The sequence below is a fragment of the Lacibacter sediminis genome (assembly GCF_014168535.1).
In the GTDB taxonomy this organism is placed as follows: Bacteria; Bacteroidota; Bacteroidia; order Chitinophagales; family Chitinophagaceae; genus Lacibacter; species Lacibacter sediminis.
This window is the reverse complement of the sequence record NZ_CP060007.1, coordinates 3,560,894-3,586,089: the sequence shown is the minus strand read 5'-3', so window position 1 is coordinate 3,586,089 and position 25,196 is coordinate 3,560,894. Positions and strand designations below refer to the sequence as shown.

Below are 25,196 nucleotides of genomic sequence, written 5' to 3'. Positions count from 1 at the left end.
AATTAATATTTTAAACCAAGTAGATCCTTCGTTCCTCAGGATGACAACAACCTTTTACAGTATACAGTTGCTGAACACCTGTACTATGTTCAACAAAGCTGTCTTTCCGACGAAGGAGGAATCTGTTGAGCCTTTTAATGTCGGTAACACTATCCGATTTTGCCCCATTTGTTAAAATTCCGTTAACGCCTCCATTTCTACCCAACCCTTTTGTGCCCGTGTTGGGTATCTCTATCAAACCGCACAAAAGCGGCATTTTAAAACCTTATAATCAAAGTTTATGAAACAGACATTTCGCAGCGTATTCACGCTTTTCTTCGCAAGCCTTCTCATCCTGGTTTCCTGCAAGAAGCCGGTAGAACTACAACAACCCGGAGGTGGCCCCGGCCCAATGCCCGGCTTATCACACAAGTATCGTATTACGGCCGATGCATTGCCCGGCTTGCCCAATCAACCCATGGCCAACCTGTTTGCTAAGTTCGATGTGGTGAATGCACAGGACGAATTGGTGGTAAACAATAAGCTGGCAGCTATCAGCTTCAACGGAAAATTTACAACCGAAGAAATGGAGTTGCCTGCAGGTACGTACCGCATCAGCAAACTCATGATCGTCTCCGGAACCGGTAATGTATTGTATGCCGTACCGGTAACTAATTCGGCAAAGGCAACAGCCGTAACCAAGCCATTAGCTTACCCTATGGTATTGCCTGCCGCTACTTCAGTGGTTGTGGCTGCTGAATTTCTGAAAGTAGAAGTAACCGATAAAGCCATTGATTTTGGTTATGCTGCCGGTGAGTTTGGCAACAGCAATACACCCGAAGAAACAGAGCTCAGCATCAAAATGAGGACCCGCATAAAAGTGGGCGATATTATGTACGACAGCATTCAGTCATCTTTAGTGTACCGTACGTTCGATGCGGCCAATGAGTTGAAGAGTGTACAATTCATCAACCTGTTACCCGGCACCAATACCGTGATCTTAAAAAAAGAAGCAGCCCACCACGAGTTTATTGTACAAAAATGGGGCGGCACTTACACCAAACGTTATGCAAAGGAAGAATTGAAAAAAGATACTGTGTACGAATTTGGAGAAGAAAAGGAAGCGAAAAAACTGAAGTCGGAGATTACTGCACGTTGGGATGGCAACATGTACAAAGCCGAATCGAAGAACAACTATATCTACGATGGGAAAGGACGTTTAATAAAAGTTGAATTCATGCAGAAGCGTCCGGCTGATGGTACGCCGTTTGTTGCCAGAACAGAAAATCTGGAATACACAGATGGTCGTGTAGAAAAAATCAGCATCTACAACGAAGGCAACGTATTTGCCGGTACAAGAGCCATCCGTTACAACGCTGCCGGTAAAATCAATCACATTACAGAAGATCTATTGAACAGCAGCAAAACAGAAGTGGACATCGCACATCATGGACCTAATGGCGATGGAATGGATGAAGTGACTTTCCGTTTTAGCTACTCACACACTGGGCTTACCATGGATTATTATCAACGTTGGAGAAACGGTAACCTGTTTTCCGATAACAGCCGCACCAGCAATGGAAGTACAGAAACAGGCAGTTACCAACACGACAACGCTATCAATCCATATGTCCACATGAACTGGCCCGATCTGTTTTTAAGCAATAGTTCAAAAAACAATCTCAACTGGCAGGCACGCACTTACTTTGGTAACTATCCTTTAAATGTTGCCTACAGTTTCGAATACAAATACGATAGCGAAGGTTATCCTACAGAGCTGATACGCCGCTACAAATCGTATATCACCAATGAGCATTTGTTTACAACAAAGACCATTTTCAACTATTAAGAAAAACGTTTTTTAAGTACATTCATAAACGAATTTTTATGATACAGAAATTATCACTCATAGCGCTGCTGTTTTTGGTGTCCTGCACAGCAGCTAAAGTATCGGTTCCTGCGAGCTTCAGCTCGCAGGCAACCAAAATGCAGGTAAAAGGTTTGAATGGCTGGATGATCAACCAGAAATTGAGCTTCGGCGAATTTTCAACATCAGCTGTAAAGCGTGGTTGGGATTTCAGCAGTTCATTTCAGTACACAAAATTCAGTCTCGATCCGCAAACCATGTTGTTGCGTGTATTGAATATTGATACGGATGTACGTAACCTCAAGCAACGCAATAAATTTCAATACACGATCCAGGATGGAAATTTAATGGCCGAAGTTTTTGCAACAGAAAAGTTCAGCGAAAATCAACTCGTGTACAAAAGCAACAATCCTTTTCTCGGACAGGTAAACGCAACACAACGCTATGAATATGCATTCACCGCAGCTATACTTCCGTTGATGGCAAAAGAAAACGATCCATGGTCGGTGGTGTTAATGAACAAATACGAAGCACGAAAAGATACAGCACGGAGAATGTTTGATCGTCCGTATGTAGAAGAAGAGGGCTATGCTACCAATGGAAAAGAAAACATTGCTATCCGTCCTTTGCGTTTGGAGAAAGTAACAACTAAAAGTGGTAAAGAGACAAAAGTGGTTGGTGGACCTATGCTCACCGGTTATGAATTACGTTGGGATGATGGGGTAGTAGCCATTATTGATATACTCGACAACAGCATTTGGTTTGCAAATAATTTAGATGCAAGAGACAAAATCATTTTATCATCCATTTCATCGGCTATTCTTTTGAAGAGGATGCAGGATGTTGAAAAAGATAAAGACACAAATTTCTAAGCAGGGAAGTGATTGCAGAAGCACTCGATATTGATCAGTTGGTGGAAGATTGCAAGGGCAATCAACGCAGGGCACAGGAACAGTTGTACCGGCAGTTCTACAACTATGCGATGACGATCGCTCTGCGTTACTCCCGTGATGAAGCCGATGCAGCCGATATTATGAGTCATGCGTTTGTGAAGATCTTTAAAAGCATGCACACGTTCGATAAAAGCAAAGGTGCGTTGCAAACATGGATCAAACGCATTGTGATGAACGAAGGGCTCGATCACCTCAAAGCAAGAGAACGTTTCAGTAAGGATATGGAACTGGAAACAGTAGAAGAACCACAGATCAGTAATACGGTGTTGGAACGCATGGGTGCTGATGAAATTATGAAACTCATTCACCAGTTACCACCCGCTACACATGCTGTGTTTGTGTTGTATGCAGTGGAAGGCTATAATCACCGGGAGATAGCCGAACAACTAAATATCAGTGAGGGTACATCGAAATGGCACCTCAGCGAAGCCCGGAAAAAATTACAACAACAACTCAGTCGCACAACATAGCGGATGAATCAAAAAGCAACATACGAATTAACCATTACCGAAAAGCTGGAACAGCTAACGGCGCCGGATATGGTGGATGCTATCTGGGCACGTATCGAAGCACAGCTCGATATTGATCTGCCAACAGATGATGGTTCAACCAATCCGCCACCCGCACCAACAAATGGTCCGGCAAAATGGATCAACCGTGGATTCATCATTGCTGCTGTTGCTATTGTATTGATTTATTTTTTCAACAACCGTAAACAAAATATTCCTTCTGTCAATCAGCCAAGCATTACTGCACCTGTAACAAGTCCCAACAAAAACGATAATCCTGTACGCAATAATTCACCGGGTACAAACAATACGATAGCACCTGTAAACAATACAACTGTTCCGGCAAACACATCCACAGGTTTGCCTGTTGACAGTAATACGCTTGCACCTGTAACATTACCCGTGCAGCAGCCCGACAGCAATAAAGTAATTACGAATGCTGCACCAGCGTTTACGCCTCCGGTTGTAACGCCGCAAAAAAATAATTTTCCTGATTCAACAAAGAAGGGAAGAGGCGTAAAAGGTATAACCGATGCTGATTATAAAATTGTACCGAAGAAGGATAGCAGTAAGAATTGATGAATGCATATTGAGCAGATCCTTCGTACCTCAGGATGACAGGAGTATTCGGCTTAGCCACAAAGTTGAGCTATTGTAAACTGCTCAATAAAGCTGTCTTTCCGACGAAGGAGGAATCTGTTGGGTACTTGATACTGTTACCTCATTCCCCCGGATGATAAACCCTCTCCGCCATCTTATACACATCTTCTTTCTTCAACGTCATGTGTTTTGTTTGTTGGTTAATATACATTTCCACCTGGTCATCAAAATGTTTGTTGCCTTTTTTAGCAGAAGCACCATACATGTTTACCGTTTCAATTTGTGGCAATGCATTTTTTGTAAAGCGGACAAACATAATGAGCCCATCACCACCAACCGATTTCAGTTTACCATCTTTATAGTTGGCTGTCCATTGCGGCGATAAGAGATCAGGAAAACCCCAGAGCGGCCATTCTTTATCGCCACGCACTAATTTTTGTATATCGCCTAATGTGAGATCGGTTTTGCCGAAGTGTTTCATCATATAGTCATGAACAAACTGATAGGTCGTGAGAGCTTCCTGTAGTGTGATGCTTCGTGCAGGTTGACCGGCCAGTATTTTTGACAAGTGCAAATAACTCAAGAGGAAAACAGCAGCGCCTTTACTGTCGGCTGTTCCTTTTTTATCCCAGCTATTTAATGTAGTGATCAATGATGCAACTTGTGGATAAGTTGTTTCATTGAGTATAAACATGGTATCGATGTTGTAAGGATAGCGAAGTGTATCGGGCAGTTGCTTATCGAATTTTATTTTCTTGAACGTTGTATAATCTAATTGTGTATCGGGCATTTGTTCCACTACTCGCATGCTGCGGTTGTTATGCCAGGTTTCCCAGCCATCGGCTAATGGAAATTGTTCGACTTTTAAATTATTGGCAGCATCGGTTGCAAAAAACGAAGAATGATTGGTGTTGAATACATAGCCGTTCTTCGGGTTTACATATTGCGGCAGTTCTCTGAATTTGCGAAAACCTGTCCATAATGTTTGTGAAGTATTGCCGGGTAAGGTTGATTTCCAGTTATACTGCGGCGCAGGATTACGCACCGGCACTAATCCATTGTTTACATAAAAGATGGTATCGTGTTTATCGGCATAGGTAATGTTAAACATTGAGAGGCGCTGATCTTTAATGGCCGCATAAAACTCCGTGAAGTTTTTTGCTTTGTCCATGTAATACCATTGTTCCAATGCCCGTATATCCATATTGGCACCCAAACGAATCGAGAAGAAACCTTGTTTGTTCTTCATCGTTGCACCATACTTGCTCCAGTATACTTTTCGTTTTACACCAACAGGTATTCCTTTAATGCGCAGGGTAATTATTTTCTCTTCCAGATCGATCCATTCGCCATCAAACTTGTATTGCTTTTGATTTGCAGGATTCATTTCCAGTTGAAACACATCTACACGATCAACATAGTTTACGGTGTGCGCCCAACCTAAATTTTCATTCACGCCATGCAGAATGCATGGTCCACCTGCCAACAAACCGCCGTGTACATTCAATCCTTCTTCGCTGTTAATATGTGCTTCGTAAAATGCTTGTGATCCTGTGTTGGGCTGGTGTGCATTGATCAACAGAAACGCTTCACCCGTATTTGTTTTAGTTGGATGTATAGCCATTGCATTGCTTCCTTTCTTATTCAACTCGGTATCAGTTTCAATTGTATTGTTGAAAATGGCCATCAGTGCTTTATCCGCTCCGTTGAAAGCAGTTAATGCCAATACTGATGAAGCAATGTATTCTTTCGCCGTAATGGGAAATATTTTTTTGTGCAATACTTCGTTGGGGTGTGCTTTTGCATACGCATTGATACCTTGAACATAGCCATCGATCAGTTTCAGAAAAGCAGGTGTAAGCGTATTCCATTTTGCTTCGGTAATTTCCATGCAACGGAATAAAGCAAACGCATAATCTCCGGCAGCACCTGCTTTACCTTGTACTTTGCCCATCAAACCTTTTGCCGGCAATACCACATCCTGCAGACTTTTAAAATCATCTTCTGCATGTGCCCAAGCTAAACCATACGCAACTTCGGCATCTGTTTTCGCAAAAATGTGCGGCACACCAAAGCTATCACGAACAATTTCTATATTTTTTGGGTTGATGTTTTGCGCATTGCTACCTAAAACAAGAAGGATAAAGAACGTTAAAAGAGTGAGTGATTTTTTCATGCTTAACTGTTAACAACAATGATCAGGCAATTGTTTTTTTCTGTCGCTTGTATTTATTATGAATGATATCCTGCACCGGCACATTTTCAATTTTACTTTCGAGCCAGCTTACCACATCGAGATAAACAAAGGCTCTTGTTTCAAAACGGTTGCCTTCGTATTGACTGATTCGTTCGAGCAGGTTTTCAAAAGCCGGTCTTACCTGTGCTGGTGATAATTGCAAGGCGTTACGCAAAAAGCTGAACATTTCTTCTTCCACCGCACTCAGGTTTTCCATCTTACCCATGAAACGGTAAACCGATTTAATGAGGTATTCCAACAGGTCGTAATTGCCTAATTCGAAATGAGCAATGAGGTGCAACAGTCGTGCATAACATTGCAGATCGGTACGCAGATCAACTTTCCAATTAATGATCTTGTTTAGATACTCGATGGCTTTCTCATTGTTGCCACTGCCAAAATACAAACAGGCAATTTTATAATAGAAAGTGAGAATGCGATGCCGGTCGAGATACAAACCATATTCATCGAGCTTCTCTTCAATACCGGGCACTAATCGTAAACCCTGGGAGAACGTTCCTTCTAAAAAATGTTTGTTGATCTTGGCAATAGAGAGATACACGAAACAAAGAATGCGGTAGTTCTCATTCTGCTGTGCGACTTTCCTGTGCGAAAATTTTTCTAACTGTTCAATCGCTTCATTCAATTTGGCTTCATTACTCAAATCGAAATGCGCACTCATTAAATTGTGCATGCCTTTAATGTAGTGCGCTGTCTCCGCTTCGAGCATACCTGGATATTTTTCAAACAGATCCACCCATTTTTGCGTGTAACGATAATACAACAGGTAATCCTGGCGAATAAATGCTACCCAGCAATGCGATTGATATAAATAAAGCTGCTCATAAAAGCCCGTGAGCTTGTCTGCATTCTTTGGTAAATGATTTTCAAAATAAGCTTTGGCTTCATCTCCTTCCTTTTCATTTCTTGCCACACCATTTTTAATGTACCAGCTATAGAGTTGCAACGATAAATTTGAAAGCTGCGAAATATTGGTGAGCTGTTCTTCAACAGCTGTTGATTCTTTCGACAGTTTATCGGCCCTGTCCTGCATACTTCGGGTGATGTACAATGCCTCAATCTTCTTTTCAAAAAACAGGATCTGCTGCAGGTAAGTGACCTGTTCAAATTGCCGTGCCAGCTCCTTCATTTTATCGAGGGTCTTCAGGCTTTGCAGGTAAAGACCTTTGTTGTAGAGAATACGGGCAAAATCCATCTGCTCGTTTAGCTGGATGGTGATATTGTCTTCCTGCTTGATCAGGCGAAGACTGCTGAGGATCGATTTGTATAAATGGGCCTTGAGATTGGAAAGCTGGGGCTTGGCCAGGCTCTGGTTTTTGCGTAAAAGAGCAGCCTCGTCGTACTCATCCATTTTGTCCATGGCATCAAAAAGCTGGATGATCTTAAGATTCGGATCGGCTGTGTTTCGCTGAACATAAAGCTTAAAATTGCGCTTTTCGCTCTTTTCCAGCGATTTCACGAGTTGAAAGGTCGTATCGGTCGATCTGTTGGGCATCGTAATTAGTTTCTGCTATAATCCTTTACAGACAAGCGTTTTCGGTAAAAGGGTATCCCTTATCTGTCGTAAAATACATGAAATAAGGTTTGCGAACGGCTTCAATATGAAATAATTTTATCCTGCAGGTTGTTACTTCAATCAATGATCAGCTATTGAGGTAATAAACCTGCTTTTTTCACAGCATTAAAGAATATTATGGCCGACAAACAAGTGTTCATTTTTGATACCACTCTCAGAGACGGAGAGCAGGTACCAGGCTGCAAGTTAAACACAACAGAGAAAGTAGAGCTTGCATTAAAATTGGAAGCTTTAGGTGTTGATATAATTGAAGCAGGTTTTCCCATTTCAAGTCCGGGCGACTTTGAAAGTGTGAACCAGATTTCCAAAGTTATTAAGCATGCAACGGTTTGCGGTTTAACCCGTGCCGTGCAGAAGGATATTGAAGTAGCAGCTGAGGCATTAAAGCCTGCGGTTCGTCCACGTATCCACACCGGTATCGGATCATCCGATAACCACATCAAATACAAATTCAATTCCACGAGAGAAGAAATACTTGAACGAGCCGTTAACGCCGTTAGACTTGCCCGTAATTATGTGCCCGATGTTGAATTTTATGCCGAAGATGCAGGTCGTGCAGACCTGCAGTTTTTGGCAAAACTTACAGAAGCTGTGATTGCTGCAGGCGCAACAGTAGTGAATGTTCCTGATACAACAGGATTTTGTTTGCCACATCAGTATGCAGAAAAGATGGCTTACTTAATGAACAATGTAAGCAATATTGACAAAGCTATTCTTTCCTGTCATTGTCATAACGATTTAGGATTGGCAACCGCCAATTCTATTGCAGGTGCCATTGCAGGTGCACGCCAGATCGAGTGTACCATCAATGGTATCGGTGAACGTGCAGGTAACACATCACTTGAAGAAGTGGTGATGACCATTCGCAAACATCCAGAACTGGGATTGTATACCAATGTTGATCCGAAACAATTGTTACCAATGAGCCGTTTGGTGAGCGAAACTATGCGTATGGTGGTGCAGCCAAACAAAGCTGTAGTTGGTGATAATGCATTCTCACATTCATCAGGTATTCACCAGGATGGATTTTTGAAAGAAGCAACCACGTATGAAATTATTGCACCGGAAGAAGTGGGTGCAGATACTTCTAAGATCGTATTAACAGCACGCAGCGGAAGAAGTGCATTGGCTTATCGTTTCAAAAATCTTGGTTACAGTTTCGATCGTAACCAAGTCGATGAATTATATGAACGTTTTCTTGCACTGGCAGATTCGAAGAAAGAAGTGGAAGACGCTGATCTGAATGTATTGGCAAAACAGGTGATTGTTACTGCTTAAACATAACCAATCAATAAACTACGAAAACACACAACCTGATCATGGAGAAAAAGATTGCGATATTAAACGGAGATGGAATAGGGCCGGAGGTAACGGCACAATCCATTAAAATATTAAATGCAGTTGCACAGCAATATGGGCATGTCTTTCATTACAAGGAAGCATTAATTGGTGCAGATGCGATCGATAAAACCGGAACAGCATTGCCGTCGGAGACAATTGATATTTGTTTAGACAGCGATGCTGTTTTGTTTGGTGCAGTTGGTGATCCAAAATATGATAATGATCCATCAGCAAAAGTTCGTCCTGAACAAGGCATTCTTGGTATACGCAAAGCACTGCAGCTGTTTGCCAATATTCGCCCGGTAACAACTTATTCCACTTTGCAGCATTTATCACCATTGAAACCTGCTTTACTTGAAGGAGTTGATTGTGTGATCTTCCGTGAACTCACCGGTGGTATCTATTTCGGAAAAAAGTATACGAGCGAAGATGGTAATACGGCAAGTGATGAGTGTTATTACACACGTCCGGAAATTGAACGCATTGCACATCTTGCGTTTAAATATGCGCAGAACAGAAGAAAGAAGAAAGTAACGCTGGTTGATAAAGCCAACGTGCTCGAAACATCCAGGTTGTGGCGAAAAGTGGTGCAGGAAATTGCAACACAGTACAGCGATGTAACTGTTGATTATATGTTTGTTGACAATGCGGCCATGCAATTGATGATAAACCCAAAACAGTTTGATGTAATCTTAACCGAAAATATGTTTGGTGATATCATTAGCGATGAAGCAAGTGTATTGGCAGGTTCGCTGGGTATGTTGCCTTCAGCTTCTGTTGGTAACGGCACCGCTTTTTTTGAACCGATCCATGGTTCTTATCCGCAGGCAGCAGGTAAAGACATTGCAAATCCAATAGGTTCAATTTTATCAGCAGCAATGATGCTCGATCATTTTGGATTGACTGCCGAAGCGGAGGTAATACGTGATGCAGTTGACTGGACATTGGAAAATAATTTTGTTACAAAAGATATTGATCCCATGAATTTTTATTTCATGAGCACAATCGGTGATCTTATCAGCGATTATGTATCAGGAAAAATTCCGGGGTCTGTGAAGAAAGAGAATATTGAGTTGCGTAAGTCAACGATAATATAAAGGTGTAAGGCGAAAGGTATAGGAAGAAGTAAGGTAAGACCTTAAACCATACACCCTAAACCTTCCACCTCAAAAAAAGTTCTTTGTTTATTTTCAATTAGGCGGTATATTCGTTTTTCGAACAACGCACTATGTTGAAAAGCAAATTAAATAATCTACTACTTGTAAACACAATTGTCATTGTGGTAGTCATTATTATTCCTGCTATCAACGGAGGTGCTTGTTGTATGTAACTGACAAAACGAATTAACATAACAACCCGCCTCCAAAAGAGGCGGGTTTTTTTATTACCGCTAAAAAACGAAAAAGTGTATGGCAACTTATTACAACAGTGAAACGATTTTGTATCTCAACGGTGAGTATGTAAAAGCAGCTGAAGCAAAAATGGATCTCTATAGCCAGAGTTTTCATTATGGTTACAGTGTGTTTGAAGGCATCCGTTCGTACAGAACAGTGAATGGCGAAACGAAAATTTTCAAGGCCAAAGAACACTATGATCGTTTGCAACGTTCGGCTGAACTGGTGAACCTCCCTTATCACTGGACAACAGAAGAATTAACGGCTGTTACATATGAAGTGCTGAAGTTGAATGATCTGCAGGATGCTTATATACGTCCCGTGGTTTATGCACCGGCGAATATGAGTTTTGTTCAGAACGAGCAGTCGTTTCTTGTAATTGAAGTATGGGCCATGCAACCGTTTCTTGGCGATAAGCTGTTACGCATTATGACAAGTTCTTTTGAACGTCCGAATCCGAAAGCGTTCAAGATCGAAGCGAAAGCAGCAGGTCATTATGTAAACTCATTACTCGCCAGCCACGAAGCAAAAGCAAAAGGGTTTGATGAAGCATTGTTGCTCGATATGAATGGCAATGTTGCAGAAGCGCCGGGCGCCAATTTGTTTTATGAGAAAGATGGTAAACTCTTTACACCTGCAAAAGGAAATATTCTTCCCGGCATAACAAGAGCAACAGTGTTTGAATTATGTGCGGAGCTGGGAATTCAAGTAGAAGAAAAGGTGTTTACAATCGATGAGTTGAAAAATGCAGATGCTGTTTTTTATTGTGGTACTGCAGCAGAAGTGATTGGGTTCGACAGTTTGGATGATCACAAGTTTCCATTGAAATGGAGTGATACTGTGAGCAGAAAAATTCAACAGGCGTATAAGAATTTAGTGGTAGAAAATTTTAAACCACAAAGACACGAAGACGCAAAGAAAGAAGAAGCAGTAGTATAAATTTTGTTCCATAGGAACATTTTGTCGGTAGAATAGAATTACAGAAAGTACAAGCGAGCGTGGCAACGGAAGCTAAATAGAATATAACAGACGATAACAAAAATAAAAATGGCTGAATTAAACAAGTATTCGAAAGTATTAACACAGGATGAAACACAACCGGCTGCACAAGCCATGTTGTATGGCATTGGCTTAACAGAAGATGATCTGAAAAAAGCACAGGTAGGTATTGCAAGTATGGGTTACGATGGTAACACTTGTAACATGCACCTGAACGATCTTGCAAAAGTGGTGAAAGAAGGTGTGTGGAAGAATGATTTGGTTGGTTTGATCTTTAATACAATCGGCATCAGCGATGGTATCAGTAATGGTACCGATGGTATGCGTTATTCGTTGGTGAGTCGTGATTTAATTGCAGACAGTATTGAAAGTGTGTGCGGCGGATTTTATTATGATGGATTAATTGCATTACCAGGCTGTGATAAAAACATGCCCGGCGCAATTATGGCAATGGGTCGCTTGAATCGCCCTTCAATTATGGTGTATGGCGGAACAATCGCACCGGGTCATCACAAAGGCGAAGAGCTCAACATCATTTCTGCATTTGAAGCATTGGGAAAAAAATTAGCAGGAACGATCACGCCTGAAGATTTTAAAGAAGTGGTAAAACATAGTTGTCCGGGTGCTGGTGCATGCGGTGGTATGTATACTGCGAACACGATGGCGTCGGCTATTGAAGCATTAGGGATGAGTTTACCCTATTCTTCATCAAACCCTGCAATCAGCGATGAAAAAAAGAATGAGTGCCTGGATGCAGGAAGAGCAATCAAAGTATTATTAGAAAAAGATATTAAGCCAAGAGATATCATGACGAAGAAGGCATTTGAGAATGCAATCGTAACGATCATGATCTTCGGTGGAAGTACAAATGCTGTGTTGCATTTGATCGCTATGGCAAAAAGTGTGGATGTTGATTTGACGCAGGATGATTTCCAACGCATCAGTGATAAAACACCGGTGCTGGCTGATTTTAAACCAAGCGGAAAATATCTGATGCAGGAATTACATGCGCATGGTGGTGTGCCTGCTGTTATGAAATATTTATTGAACAAAGGTTTGCTGCATGGCGATTGTTTAACAGTTACAGGTAAAACAGTTGCTGAGAATTTAGCCGGCATCACAGAAATAAATTTTGAAACACAGAAGATCATTTACCCTTTAGAACAACCATTGAAAGTAACTGGTCACCTACAAATTCTATATGGCAATCTTGCTGAGAAAGGTAGCGTTGCAAAGATCAGTGGTAAAGAAGGTGAACGTTTTGAAGGACCGGCAAGAGTGTTTGATGGTGAAAAAGATCTGGTAGCAGGTATTGCAAGCGGAAGAGTAAAGAAAGGTGATGTTGTAGTGATTCGTTACGAAGGACCGAAAGGTGCACCGGGTATGCCGGAAATGTTGAAACCAACTTCTGCCATAACAGGTGCAGGTTTGGGAAAAGATGTTGCATTGATCACTGATGGAAGGTTTAGCGGTGGTTCGCATGGCTTCGTCGTCGGACACATCACTCCGGAAGCATTTGAAGGAGGCTTGATTGCATTGGTGCAGGACGATGATATCATTGAACTGGATGCAACAAGCAATAAGATAAACTTAAAAGTAGCTGACGAAGTGATAGCAGAAAGACGTAAGAACTGGAAGCAGCCCGCATTAAAAGAAAAGAAAGGTGTCTTATATAAATATGCAATGTGTGTGAGGGATGCTTCACAAGGTTGCGTAACAGACGAGGCTTAAAACCCGAACCCCAAAAAGGGGCTTATGAAACAGCATTAAAAATCGAAAAAGCGTGTTATGTCAAATACAACAGAATTGACGATAAAAGAAAAAGATAGTAAAAGTAAATCGGAGAGTTCGAAAGCCTCAGGTTTGGTGGGGAGTGTATCCGGAAGTGTAGCCGTATTAGATGCTTTGCTCAATGAAAACGTAAAGACCATCTTCGGTTATCCGGGTGGTGCCATTATGCCAATTTATGATGCATTGTATGATTACAATGATCGTTTGGAACATATTCTTGTTCGTCACGAGCAAGGTGCAATTCACGCTGCACAAGGTTTTGCAAGAGCAAGTGGTAAAACAGGTGTTGTGTTTGCAACAAGTGGACCCGGTGCAACAAATCTTGTAACAGGCTTGGCTGATGCGATGATCGACTCTACACCATTGGTATGTATCACCGGACAAGTGTTTGCACATTTGCTTGGTACAGATGCATTCCAGGAAACGGATGTGATCAATATTACTACACCTGTTACAAAATGGAATCACCAGGTAACAGATGCAACAGAAATTCCTGCTGCATTAGCAAAAGCATTTTATATCGCAGGCAGTGGTCGTCCCGGTCCGGTTTTGATCGATATTACCAAGAATGCACAGATGCAATTGTTCGAATACGAAGGTTACAAGAAGTGCGAACACATCCGCAGCTATCGTCCAAAACCAATTGTACGTAAAAAATATATTGAAGAAGCAGCAAAGCTTATTAATGAAGCGGAGCGTCCATTTGTAATTTTTGGTCAGGGCGTAATTCTTGGAAAAGCAGAAAAAGAATTCAAAGCTTTCATTGAAAAAGCCGGTATTCCTGCTGCATGGACCATCATGGGTATGAGTGCTATTCCAACTGATCATCCTTTAGGTGTTGGTATGTTGGGCATGCATGGTAACTACGGTCCGAATTTGTTGACGAATGAATGTGATGTATTGATCGCTGTTGGTATGCGTTTCGATGATCGTGTAACCGGTCGTTTAGATAAATATGCAAAGCAGGCGAAGATCGTTCATCTCGATATTGATCCTGCTGAAATTGATAAGAATGTAAAAACAACTGTTCCTGTTTGGGGCGATTGTAAAGAAACATTGCCGATGCTAACTGCGTTGGTTGAAAGCAAAGTATATCCGCAATGGTTACAGAAGTTCCATGACTGCATGGCGAAAGAACAATCCTTGTGCATTGACCCTGAAATGAATCCTGCAACGGATATTCTTACGATGGGTGAAGTGATCAAAGCATTGAATGAATTAACAGATGGCAATGCAATTATTGTAACGGATGTTGGTCAGCACCAGATGGTGGCCTGCCGTTATGCACAAATGAATCAAACGAAAAGTAATATCACCAGCGGTGGATTGGGAACAATGGGTTATGCATTGCCTGCAGCTATTGGTGCAGCGTATGGCGATCCTTCAAGAACAACGGTTGCAATTATTGGTGATGGCGGTTTTCAAATGACGATACAGGAATTGGGAACCATCATGCAGTTCAAACCAAACGTAAAGATCCTGATCTTAAATAACCAGTTTTTGGGCATGGTACGCCAGTGGCAGCAACTGTTTCATGAAAAACGTTATTCGTTTGTTGATATCACAAGTCCTGATTTTGTTGCAGTGGCAAAAGGATATTACATCGACGGACAACGCATCAGCGAACGTTCAGAATTAAAAGCCGCATTGAAAACAATGATCGATCATGAAGGCAGCTATTTGCTGGAAGTAATGGTTGGTAAAGAAAACAATGTATTCCCGATGGTACCACAGGGAAGAGGCGTATCGGAAATCGTATTAAGCAAAGAAGAAATCTAAAGAACCCCTGCAGGCGGTTTAGTAAAAATAAAGCATATGCAAAAACAGGAATACACCATAACGGTATACACAGAGAATCAGATCGGTTTGTTGAACCGGATCGCTATTCTCTTTTCCAAACGCAAGATTAATATTGAAAGTTTAAATACATCGCCCAGTGAAGTAGACAGTGTACATCGTTTCACGATTGTGATCAACGAAACAGAAGAAGTAGTACGCAAACTCTGTCGCCAGATAGAAAAGCAGGTGGAAGTATTGAAAGCATATTATAATACAAATGAAGAGATCATTTGGCAGGAGCTTGCTTTATATAAAGTGCCGACAGAAATTATTGCTGAAGAAGTGAAAGTAGAACGCCTGTTGAGCCAGTATGGTGCAAAGGCTGTAGTGATACGCAAAGATTATACGGTGTTTGAAGTGAGCGGACAGCGTGATGAAACAGACGCATTCATTAAAGTACTCGAACCATATGGGTTAATTGAATTTGTTCGTTCTGCAAGAGTGGCTATTATAAAAGCAAGTGATGGTTTCCATAAAAAACTGAAGGAGTTTGAATACAGGGAGCCAAGTGAAGAAGTGATCGAGAACGAGTATTTAGATAAAGGTGAAGAAGTGTTTACAATGTAAAACAGGATGAAAGAGCAATTTGATTTAATAAGACAAACTAGGGCACGTTTCATTGATCTTGTAAGTGGGTTATCCATTGAAGAGTTGAATGAAATTCCCAAAGGCATGAGCAATAATATTGCCTGGAATTTTGGCCATATAATAACAGCTCAACAAGGCTTGTGCAATGGACTTTCAGGAGTTGAGGCGGATGTGCCGGGCGAATTGACGGCAAGCTTTAAAAAAGGAACAAGACCCGAAAGCTTTATCAGCCAGGAGACAATTGATGAGTTGAAAGAATATGCAATGTCTTGCATTGATGAACTTGAAAGAGGATTAGCTGAAAATGTTTTTGTTCAATACAAGCCTTACACAACATCATATGGCTATGCATTAAACAATATTGAAGACGCAGTTCGGTTTGTAATGGTACATGATGCATTACACCTCGGTTACGCTATGGCAATCAGAAGAAATTTATCAAAGAAATAAACATTTAAAATCAAACAAAAAATAAGAACAGAAAATGGCAAATTACTTTAACACACTTCCGCTCAGGGAACAGTTGAATCAGCTTGGTGTATGTGAATTCATGGATCGTAGTGAGTTTGCGGATGGGGTGAGTGCTTTATTGGGAAAAAAGATTGTGATCGTTGGTTGCGGTGCACAGGGTTTGAATCAAGGTTTGAACATGCGTGATTCAGGATTGGATATTTCGTACACGTTACGTAAAGAAGCAATCGCTGAAAAACGTGCTTCATGGAAAAATGCAACAGAAAATGGTTTTACTGTTGGCACCTATGAAGAACTGATTCCAACTGCTGATCTCGTATTGAATCTTACTCCCGATAAACAGCATACGTCAGTAATTAAAGCAATTATGCCATTGATGAAACAAGGTGCTACTTTGTCTTACTCACATGGTTTTAATATCGTTGAAGAAGGTACACAGATCCGTAAAGATATCACGGTGATCATGGTGGCACCTAAATGTCCCGGTACAGAAGTGCGTGAAGAATATAAGCGTGGCTTTGGTGTACCTACGTTGATCGCTGTGCATCCTGAAAATGATCCTGAAGGAAAAGGTTTGATCCAGGCAAAAGCATATGCTGCTGCAACCGGTGGTCATCGTGCAGGTGTGTTGCGTTCATCGTTTGTTGCCGAAGTAAAATCGGATCTCATGGGTGAGCAAACCATTTTGTGTGGTGTATTACAAACAGGTTCTATTCTTGCGTTTGACAAAATGGTGGAGAAAGGAATTGAACCTTCATATGCCTCAAAACTTATTCAGTATGGTTGGGAAGTTGTAACAGAAGCGTTGAAACACGGCGGTGTTACAGCTATGATGGATCGTTTATCAAATCCAGCCAAGATCAAAGCATTTGAACTTTCAACTGAAATCAAGAATATCTGGCGTCCATTGTTCCAGAAACACCAGGACGATATTATGAGCGGTGAATTCTCATCAACGATGATGAAAGACTGGGCGAATGATGATAAGAACCTGTTAACTTGGCGCAAGGCAACCGGTGAAACGGCGTTTGAAAAAACTGCACCAACATCAGCAAAAATTTCAGAGCAGGAATATTTCGACAATGGATTGTTACTTGTAGCTTTTGTTCGTGCAGGTGTTGAATTAGCATTTGAAACAATGGTGGCTTCAGGTATTAAAGCAGAATCTGCTTACTACGAATCATTACACGAGACGCCGTTGATCGCAAATACCATTGCACGTAAGAAGTTGTTTGAAATGAACCGTGTAATTTCTGATACAGCAGAATATGGCTGCTACCTGTTCGATCATGCAGCAAAACCAATGCTCACAGAATTTATGAAGACGATTGATACAGATGTGATCGGTAAAAACTACAACGACGGTAAAGATGCCGGCGTTGATAACAAAGAACTGATCATTGTAAATCATATTCTCCGTTCACACCCTGTTGAAAAAGTAGGCGCTGTATTGCGTAAAGCAATGACGGATATGAAAGTGATCAACACACCCGCATAACATGCAACTAACTTCGAACGATACAAAACTTGATTTCACCGGCGCTGCATTGCGTATTAAAAAAGTAGTGCACAAAACGCCGTTGCAGTTAAGCCGAAGTCTGTCGAAGAAATATGAATGTAAGGTTTATCTCAAACGGGAAGACCTGCAGGTGGTACGCAGCTATAAAATTCGTGGTGCGTATAATATGATGAGCAGTTTGCCTCCTGAAGCATTAGCAAAAGGCGTTGTTTGTGCAAGTGCAGGTAATCATGCACAGGGTTTTGCCTACAGTTGTAAAAAACTAAATGCAAAAGGTGTTGTGTTCATGCCGGTGATCACACCCAATCAAAAGATCACACAAACAAAAATGTTTGGCGAAGATTTTATTGAAGTGCGTTTGGTGGGCGACACGTTTGATGATTGTGCAGCAGCAGCTAAAATTTATACCGAAGAAAATGGCTTAACATTTATCCCGCCCTTTGATGATCTGCGGATCATTGAAGGGCAGGGTACCGTTGGCGTAGAAGTGTTGGAAGAACAAAGTGATATTGATTACGTGTTCATTCCTGTTGGTGGAGGTGGTTTAAGTGCGGGCATTGGTTCGTATTTCAAAACCTATTCGCCCAAAACAAAAATTATTGGACTGGAACCCGAAGGTGCTCCTTCAATGAAGGAAGCGTTGGCAGCGGGTCATCCGGTAACGGTAGAAAACATCGATCGTTTTGTAGATGGTGCTGCGGTAAAACGTGTAGGCGATGTAACCTTCAGTATCTGCAAAGATGTGTTGGACGATATGCACCTCGTTAATGAAGGCAAAATATGTTCAACGATCCTGAAGCTTTATAACGAAGATGCCATTGTAGTTGAGCCAGCCGGGGCATTAAGTATAGCCGCTTTGGATGATTATGCAGATGAAATCAAGGGAAAAGTGATTGTATGCATTGTAAGCGGAAGTAATAATGATATCGACCGCATGCAGGAGATCAAAGAACGAAGCCTGCAGTATGAAGGGCTGAAGCATTATTTCCTTATCCGTTTTGCACAACGTCCCGGTGCATTAAAAGAATTTGTAAATTATGTACTCGGTGAAAATGATGACATTACACGTTTTGAGTACATGCAGAAGCATAATAAAGAAACAGGCCCGGCATTGGTTGGCGTGGAGCTGCGGAGCAGGACGGACTATGATGCCCTTATAGCCAATATGAAAAAGTACCAGATTAACTTTACTGAATTAAATAAGAACGACAACCTGTTTGGTTATCTGGTGTGATATTTCTGTTAGAAATATGACAGTTCATACAACAGGTGTTAGTTGTTTTATTTGGTAATTTTAAGCGATTGCTTGCTATTACAGGTTTCAAAACCTGACTTGAATAATATTTTTCATCAAAACTTGCATGTAGAATGGCAGGCAACCAAGGTTTATATAACCCGGCATTTGAACACGATGCCTGTGGTATCGGCTTCGTAGCGAGTATTAAAGGCTACAAATCACATCAGCATATCAGCGATGCGTTAACTGTGTTGGAAAACATGGAGCACCGTGGTGCGTGTGGTTGTGAAAATAATACGGGCGATGGCGCCGGTATTATGATTCAGACTCCACATGAGTTCTTCTTTGAAGAATGTTTAAAGCTGGGTGTTCATCTTCCTTCATTTGGAAAGTATGGTGTGGGTGTTTTGTTTTTCCCAAGGGAAATAAAACTTCGTGAAGAGTGCAGAGATATTTTCAATCGCACAGCTGAGAAGCTGGGATTGGAAATTTTGACGTACAGAAAAGTGCCGGTGAATCCTGATGGTATTGGTCCAACAGCATTAAGTGTTGAACCTGAAATGGAACATGTATTTGTTGCATGTCCTGATCATATTACCAATCCTGATGAGTTTGAACGCAAGTTGTTTGTGTTGCGTAATCATGCAACGCATTTAATCAACAGCACGGTGAAGAAAGATGCGATTGGTTTTTACATTGCATCACTTTCCTATAAAACTGTTGTTTATAAAGGACAATTAACCAGCGGACAGGTTCGTGGGTATTTTCCTGATCTGAATAATAAAAGAGTAGTGAGTGCTTTTGGTTTGGTGCACAGCCGCTTTGCTACCAATACATTTCCTTCCTGGAAACTGGCGCAGCCATTCCGTTTCATTGCGCACAATGGTGAGATCAATACATTACAAGGCAACCTCAACTGGCTAAAATCAAGTGAGCATGGTTTCACATCTCCCAACTTCACCAAAGATGAAATGGAGATGTTGTTGCCGATTGTAACCGGTGGTCAATCAGATTCTGCATGTCTGGATAATATGATCGAATTGCTGGCAATGACCGGCCGTTCATTACCACATGTAATGATGATGTTGATTCCTGAAGCATGGGATGATAACGATCAGATGGATCCTTTGAAGAAAGCATTCTATGAATACCATGCATCGATCATGGAACCATGGGATGGTCCTGCTTCCATTTCATTCACTGATGGAAAAATTATTGGTGCCACGTTAGATCGGAATGGTCTTCGTCCTTCACGTTACTGCATTACTTCTGATGATCGTGTGATCATGGCAAGTGAAACCGGTACAGTGTGGGTTGATCCAAAAACAATTGTGAAGAAAGGCCGTTTGCATCCGGGTAAAATGTTTGTGGTGGATATGGAGCAGGGACGCATCATCAGCGATGAAGAGCTGAAACAAACCATCTGCTCACAAAAACCATATGCAGATTGGTTGAATCAAAATAAAATACGTTTAGAAGAATTGCCTGAACCACGTGTTGCGTTTACACATCTCAGTGATGAAAGCATTCATAAATATCAGAAAGCATTTGGTTATTCTACTGAAGACATTGATACCATCATTAAGCCTATGGCCATTGATGGCAAAGAGCCAATTGGTTCAATGGGAACTGACACACCGTTGGCCGTACTCAGTGATCAACCACAGCATTTAACTTCTTACTTCAAACAATTATTTGCACAGGTAACCAACCCGCCGATCGATCCTATTCGTGAACGCATGGTGATGAGTCTTGCTGCATTCGTTGGTAACAATGGTAATTTGCTGGAAGAAGATCCAATGCATTGTCATACTGTTGCGTTGAAGCAACCCGTGCTTACAAGCAGTGATCTTGAAAAGATCAGAAGTATTGACACCGGTAAGTTCCAGGCAAAAACAATTCAGATCTATTTCCGTGCAGATGGCAAGCCGGGTTCACTCAAGGCAGGTCTTGATCGTATCTGTCGTTATGCAGAAGATTCAGTGCATGATGGATTTGAAGTATTGATCCTTTGCGATCGTGCTGTTGATAGTGATCATGCTGCTATCCCTTCACTTTTGGCAACTGCTGCTGTACATCACCATCTTATCCGTAAAGGATTACGTGGACAGGTGGGCATTGTTGTAGAAGCCGGTGATGTGTGGGAGGTTCATCACTTCGCTTGTTTGCTTGCGTTTGGTGCAACAGCAATCAATCCATATCTCGCATTGGCTTCGATCCGTAACATGAAAGTGAACGGTTCACTTGAAACTGATCTTGAATGGGAAGTGTTACGCAAAAATTATGTGAAAGCGGTGTGTGATGGTTTGCTGAAGGTATTCTCTAAGATGGGTATCTCTACATTGCAATCTTATCAAGGCGCACAGATTTTAGAAATACTTGGTTTGAACCAGGAAGTAGTAGATAAATATTTTACAGGTGCAACAAGTCGTATACAAGGAATAGGACTTGAAGAAATTGCAAGAGAAGCATTGGTGAAACATTACTTTGCTTTCAGCAAAAAAGATGTGCCTGTTGATCGTTTACCTGTTGGTGGTGTGTATCAATGGAAACGCAAAGGTGAATTCCATTTGTTCAATCCAACAACGATCCACCTCTTGCAGTATTCAACCAAGATGAATGATTATGCAACATTCAAAAAATATTCAAAGCATGTAAACGATCAGAGTGAGAAAGCAGCAACGCTAAGGAGCTTGTTTGATTTCAAACGTAATCGTCCTGCAATTTCAATTGATGAAGTAGAACCTGCTGAAAATATATACAAGCGTTTTGCATCAGGTGCCATGAGTTTTGGTTCTATTTCATGGGAAGCACATACAACACTGGCTATTGCAATGAACCGCTTAGGTGGTAAGAGCAATACCGGTGAAGGTGGTGAAGATGAGCGTCGTTATGATCGTTTACCAAATGGTGACAGTATGCGTTCTGCAATTAAGCAGGTAGCATCTGCACGTTTTGGTGTAACAAGTTTGTATCTCACAGAAGCTGATGAATTACAAATTAAAATGGCGCAGGGTGCCAAGCCCGGTGAAGGTGGACAGTTACCCGGTCATAAAGTTGATGACTGGATCGGTAAAACACGTCACTCAACACCTGGTGTTGGTTTGATCTCTCCACCGCCACATCATGATATTTATTCTATTGAAGATTTAGCACAATTAATATTCGATCTCAAGAATGCAAACCGTGCTGCACGTATCAATGTAAAATTGGTAAGTAAAGCAGGGGTTGGAACCATTGCTGCTGGTGTTACAAAAGCAAAAGCAGATGTAGTGTTGATCAGCGGACATGATGGTGGTACAGGTGCATCACCGGTTTCATCCATCAAACATGCAGGTCTTCCATGGGAACTTGGTTTGGCTGAAGCACATCAAACACTCGTAAAAAATAAATTACGTAGCCGTGTGGTGGTGCAGGCCGATGGTCAAATGAAAACCGGTCGTGATATTGCCATCGCTGCATTACTCGGTGCAGAAGAGTGGGGTGTTGCAACAGCAGCGCTTGTGGTTGAAGGTTGTATCATGATGCGTAAGTGTCATTTGAATACTTGTCCTGTTGGTGTGGCAACACAAGATCCTGAATTACGTAAACGTTTTACCGGTAATGCAGATCATGTGGTGAACTTCTTCCGTTTCATGGTGCAGGAGTTAAGAGAGATCATGGCTGAACTTGGTTTCAAAACAGTAAATGAAATGGTGGGTCAGGTTGATTGTTTGCAGATGAGAGAAAATATCAATCATTGGAAATTCAGCAAACTTGATCTGTCTCCGATCCTATATAAAGAACCAGCTTCTGAATACACAGGGTTGTATTGCACAGAAGAACAGGATCATGGTTTAGCAGACGTTCTCGATTGGAAATTGTTAGCTGCTGCAAAACCTGCATTGGAGAAGAAAGAAAAAGTAACGGCTTCATTCGAAATTAAAAATACGGACCGTACTGCAGGTACAATTTTATCGAACGAGATCACAAAGAAATATCGTGCAGAAGGATTGGCTCCTGATACAATTCATTTCAAATTCACCGGTACAGCCGGACAAAGTTTTGGCGCATTCAATACAAAGGGTGTAACACTTGAACTGGAAGGTGATGCAAATGATTATTTCGGTAAAGGATTGAGTGGTGCAAGATTAGTTGTGTATCCACCGAAAGCTGCAACATTTACTCCTGAAGAAAATATCATCATTGGTAACGTAGCCTTCTATGGCGCAACAGATGGTGAAGCATTTATTCGTGGTAAGGCTGGTGAACGTTTTGCAGTTCGTAACTCAGGCGCAAGTGTGGTGGTTGAAAGCGTTGGTGATCATGGTTGCGAATACATGACTGGTGGAAGAGTGGTGATCCTTGGAGATACAGGCCGCAACTTCGCTGCAGGTATGAGTGGTGGTATTGCTTATGTATATGATGTAAAAGGAAAATTTGCAATCAACTGCAACAAGGAAATGGTTGATCTTGATCCGGTGAGTGATGAAGATGCAATTGAGTTAAAGCAGATGATCAGTAAGCATTACGAATACACAGGCAGCACTGTTGCAAAATTTGTGTTGGATGATTTTGAAAATCAACTTCATCATTTTGTGAAAGTATTCCCTTCTGATTACAAGAAAGTGGTGCTGAAGAGCAAACAAACAATCACAGTCGGAAAATAATTATCAGTAACTAAGAAACGGAAAAAATAAATCGTTCTCATGGGTAAGCCAACCGGGTTTTTAGAATTTACAAGAGAGCTTCCAACCAAAAGGAGTGTGGAAGAAAGGGTAAATGATTACAATGAATTTGTAAATCGTTACAGTGATGAAAAGCTCAACCAGCAAAGTGCACGTTGCATGGATTGCGGTGTTCCATTTTGTCATAATGGTTGTCCTTTAGGTAATGTTATTCCTGAATTCAATGATGCAGTATATCGTAAAGAATGGAAGGAAGCATATGACATTCTTTCTTCTACCAATAACTTCCCTGAGTTTACAGGAAGGATCTGTCCTGCACCATGCGAAACAGCATGTGTATTAGGCATCAATCAACCTGCCATTGCAATTGAAGAAATTGAAAAGCATATCATTGAAATTGCTTTTGATAAAGGCTTTGTTCAACCAAAGAAGATCAACAAACGTACAGGTAAAAAAGTAGCAGTTGTTGGTAGTGGTCCTGCCGGTTTAGCTGCAGCTGCGCAATTAAACTATGCCGGTCATACAGTTACGGTGTTTGAACGTGATGACCAGGCTGGTGGGTTGTTGCGTTATGGTATTCCAGACTTCAAATTAGAAAAGTGGGTGATCGATCGCCGATTGAAAGTGCTGGAAGACGAAGGTGTTACATTTAAATGCAATGCCAATGTTGGTGTGAATGTAAATGTGAATGATCTGTTGCGTGAATACCATGCAATTGTTTTGGCTGGTGGTTCTACTGTGCCAAGAGATCTCAATGTTCCAGGTCGTGAGTTGAAGGGAGTTTATTTTGCAATGCAATTCTTAAAGCAACAGAACAAACGTAATGCAAAGCTCGATCCTTTAGCAAATGCTGCTATTGAAAGTAATATTCTTACCGAAGATGTTTTTGCAACAGGTAAAAATGTAGTGGTAATTGGTGGTGGTGATACGGGTAGTGATTGTGTTGGTACAAGCAACCGTCACAAAGCAAAATCTGTAACGCAGTTTGAGTTGATGCCAACGCCGCCAAAGGATCGTACACAATTTATGCCTTGGCCAACTTATCCAATGACGTTGAAAACATCCTCTTCACATGAAGAAGGAGCTGATCGTAAATGGGCCATTGCTACAAAAGAGTTTATTGGGGATGAAAACGGAAATCTTAAAGCTTTAAAGATCGTTGACCTGGAATGGAAGAGCAGTGAAGATGGTCGTCCTTCTTCTTTTGTTGAAAGAGAAGGTAGCGAACGCATCATTCCTTGTGAACTTGCTTTACTGGCTATGGGTTTTGTGAATCCGCAATATGTTGGTTTGCTTGAGCAGTTGGGTGTTGAGTTAGATGAGCGAAAGAATGTAAAAGCCACAGAAAAAGAATACAAGACCAATATCAATAAAGTGTTTACAGCAGGTGATATGCGCAGAGGCCAATCGTTGGTTGTTTGGGCAATCAGTGAAGGAAGAGAATGTGCCAGAAAAGTGGACGAATTTCTATCCGGAACGTCTTTATTGGAAACAAAAGATCAAACAGCTACTTTTTATGCAGTTTAATTAGAGATTTTAATATTGGGTATTTTATGATGCCCAACTGGTAGAAACAGGTGCAAGTTGTTGAAAAACAAAAAATTGCACC

At 41.4% G+C, this 25,196-nt stretch carries 17 protein-coding genes; 15 read left to right on the top strand and 2 right to left on the bottom strand.

The window, feature by feature from the left end; all coding sequences use genetic code 11:
• Positions 1–280: 280 nt before the first annotated feature.
• Genes H4075_RS15225 through H4075_RS15210 form a run of 4 tightly spaced genes read left to right on the top strand, consistent with a single transcriptional unit; the run spans position 281 to position 3,887 of the window.
• Positions 281–1,828, top strand: coding sequence for a hypothetical protein (locus H4075_RS15225; RefSeq protein ID WP_182801691.1), 1,548 nt, complete (start codon positions 281–283; stop codon positions 1,826–1,828).
• A gap of 38 nt (positions 1,829–1,866) precedes the next feature.
• Complete coding sequence (locus H4075_RS15220; protein WP_182801690.1) at positions 1,867–2,718, top strand: hypothetical protein; 852 nt, start codon at positions 1,867–1,869, stop codon at positions 2,716–2,718.
• 8 nt (positions 2,719–2,726) lie between these two features.
• Positions 2,727–3,269, top strand: a complete 543-nt coding sequence (locus H4075_RS15215; protein WP_182801689.1) for an RNA polymerase sigma factor — start codon at positions 2,727–2,729, stop codon at positions 3,267–3,269.
• A gap of 3 nt (positions 3,270–3,272) precedes the next feature.
• Complete coding sequence (locus tag H4075_RS15210) at positions 3,273–3,887, top strand: hypothetical protein (protein ID WP_182801688.1); 615 nt, start codon at positions 3,273–3,275, stop codon at positions 3,885–3,887.
• Positions 3,888–4,029: 142 nt separating this feature from the next.
• On the opposite strand, the gene H4075_RS15205 is transcribed toward H4075_RS15210, so the two are convergent.
• Complete coding sequence (locus H4075_RS15205; RefSeq protein WP_182801687.1) at positions 4,030–6,084, bottom strand: penicillin acylase family protein; 2,055 nt, start codon at positions 6,082–6,084, stop codon at positions 4,030–4,032.
• 22 nt (positions 6,085–6,106) lie between these two features.
• Entirely contained in the window at positions 6,107–7,660 is a 1,554-nt protein-coding gene (locus H4075_RS15200) for a hypothetical protein (RefSeq protein WP_182801686.1), read from the bottom strand.
• Positions 7,661–7,858: 198 nt separating this feature from the next.
• Here H4075_RS15200 and H4075_RS15195 point away from each other — a divergent pair, with 198 nt between their 5' ends.
• The 11 genes from H4075_RS15195 to H4075_RS15145 all read left to right on the top strand — a co-directional run bounded on the left by H4075_RS15195 (position 7,859) and on the right by H4075_RS15145 (position 25,114).
• The gene (locus H4075_RS15195) at positions 7,859–9,019 is read left to right on the top strand and encodes a 2-isopropylmalate synthase (RefSeq protein ID WP_182801685.1); all 1,161 of its coding nucleotides are present in this window, start codon (positions 7,859–7,861) and stop codon (positions 9,017–9,019) included.
• Positions 9,020–9,060: 41 nt separating this feature from the next.
• Positions 9,061–10,179 carry a 3-isopropylmalate dehydrogenase gene (gene leuB, locus H4075_RS15190; protein ID WP_182801684.1) on the top strand — a complete coding sequence of 373 codons (1,119 nt, stop codon included), beginning with the start codon at positions 9,061–9,063 and terminating at the stop codon, positions 10,177–10,179.
• A gap of 312 nt (positions 10,180–10,491) precedes the next feature.
• Positions 10,492–11,415 carry a branched-chain-amino-acid transaminase gene (gene ilvE, locus H4075_RS15185; RefSeq protein ID WP_182801683.1) on the top strand — a complete coding sequence of 308 codons (924 nt, stop codon included), beginning with the start codon at positions 10,492–10,494 and terminating at the stop codon, positions 11,413–11,415.
• 108 nt (positions 11,416–11,523) lie between these two features.
• Positions 11,524–13,206, top strand: a complete 1,683-nt coding sequence (gene ilvD, locus H4075_RS15180) for a dihydroxy-acid dehydratase (RefSeq protein ID WP_182801682.1) — start codon at positions 11,524–11,526, stop codon at positions 13,204–13,206.
• Positions 13,207–13,263: 57 nt separating this feature from the next.
• Positions 13,264–15,045 (top strand): biosynthetic-type acetolactate synthase large subunit, encoded by a 1,782-nt coding sequence (ilvB, locus tag H4075_RS15175; protein ID WP_182801681.1) that lies wholly within the window; start codon positions 13,264–13,266, stop codon positions 15,043–15,045.
• 36 nt (positions 15,046–15,081) lie between these two features.
• Positions 15,082–15,672, top strand: a complete 591-nt coding sequence (gene ilvN, locus H4075_RS15170) for an acetolactate synthase small subunit (protein WP_182801680.1) — start codon at positions 15,082–15,084, stop codon at positions 15,670–15,672.
• 6 nt (positions 15,673–15,678) lie between these two features.
• The gene (locus H4075_RS15165) at positions 15,679–16,143 is read left to right on the top strand and encodes a DinB family protein (RefSeq protein ID WP_182801679.1); all 465 of its coding nucleotides are present in this window, start codon (positions 15,679–15,681) and stop codon (positions 16,141–16,143) included.
• A 34-nt stretch (positions 16,144–16,177) separates the two neighbouring features.
• Entirely contained in the window at positions 16,178–17,662 is a 1,485-nt protein-coding gene (ilvC, locus tag H4075_RS15160) for a ketol-acid reductoisomerase (RefSeq protein ID WP_182801678.1), read from the top strand.
• Between the two features lies 1 nt (position 17,663).
• Positions 17,664–18,917: a threonine ammonia-lyase gene (gene ilvA / locus H4075_RS15155; RefSeq protein WP_182801677.1), complete on the top strand. Its 1,254-nt coding sequence runs from the start codon at positions 17,664–17,666 to the stop codon at positions 18,915–18,917.
• Between the two features lie 134 nt (positions 18,918–19,051).
• Entirely contained in the window at positions 19,052–23,569 is a 4,518-nt protein-coding gene (gene gltB, locus H4075_RS15150) for a glutamate synthase large subunit (RefSeq protein WP_182801676.1), read from the top strand.
• A 39-nt stretch (positions 23,570–23,608) separates the two neighbouring features.
• Positions 23,609–25,114 (top strand): glutamate synthase subunit beta, encoded by a 1,506-nt coding sequence (locus tag H4075_RS15145; protein ID WP_182801675.1) that lies wholly within the window; start codon positions 23,609–23,611, stop codon positions 25,112–25,114.
• Positions 25,115–25,196: the final 82 nt, after the last annotated feature.

Coding starts and splice junctions, on each gene's coding strand:
- H4075_RS15205 (WP_182801687.1), bottom strand. CDS start 6,084: ATGAAAAAATCACTCACTCTTTTAACGTTCTTTATCCTTCTTGTTTTA.
- H4075_RS15220 (WP_182801690.1), top strand. CDS start 1,867: ATGATACAGAAATTATCACTCATAGCGCTGCTGTTTTTGGTGTCCTGC.
- ilvB (WP_182801681.1), top strand. CDS start 13,264: ATGTCAAATACAACAGAATTGACGATAAAAGAAAAAGATAGTAAAAGT.
- gltB (WP_182801676.1), top strand. CDS start 19,052: ATGGCAGGCAACCAAGGTTTATATAACCCGGCATTTGAACACGATGCC.
- leuB (WP_182801684.1), top strand. CDS start 9,061: ATGGAGAAAAAGATTGCGATATTAAACGGAGATGGAATAGGGCCGGAG.
- ilvA (WP_182801677.1), top strand. CDS start 17,664: ATGCAACTAACTTCGAACGATACAAAACTTGATTTCACCGGCGCTGCA.
- H4075_RS15210 (WP_182801688.1), top strand. CDS start 3,273: ATGAATCAAAAAGCAACATACGAATTAACCATTACCGAAAAGCTGGAA.
- H4075_RS15200 (WP_182801686.1), bottom strand. CDS start 7,660: ATGCCCAACAGATCGACCGATACGACCTTTCAACTCGTGAAATCGCTG.
- ilvD (WP_182801682.1), top strand. CDS start 11,524: ATGGCTGAATTAAACAAGTATTCGAAAGTATTAACACAGGATGAAACA.
- ilvC (WP_182801678.1), top strand. CDS start 16,178: ATGGCAAATTACTTTAACACACTTCCGCTCAGGGAACAGTTGAATCAG.
- H4075_RS15195 (WP_182801685.1), top strand. CDS start 7,859: ATGGCCGACAAACAAGTGTTCATTTTTGATACCACTCTCAGAGACGGA.
- H4075_RS15145 (WP_182801675.1), top strand. CDS start 23,609: ATGGGTAAGCCAACCGGGTTTTTAGAATTTACAAGAGAGCTTCCAACC.
- H4075_RS15225 (WP_182801691.1), top strand. CDS start 281: ATGAAACAGACATTTCGCAGCGTATTCACGCTTTTCTTCGCAAGCCTT.
- ilvN (WP_182801680.1), top strand. CDS start 15,082: ATGCAAAAACAGGAATACACCATAACGGTATACACAGAGAATCAGATC.
- ilvE (WP_182801683.1), top strand. CDS start 10,492: ATGGCAACTTATTACAACAGTGAAACGATTTTGTATCTCAACGGTGAG.
- H4075_RS15165 (WP_182801679.1), top strand. CDS start 15,679: ATGAAAGAGCAATTTGATTTAATAAGACAAACTAGGGCACGTTTCATT.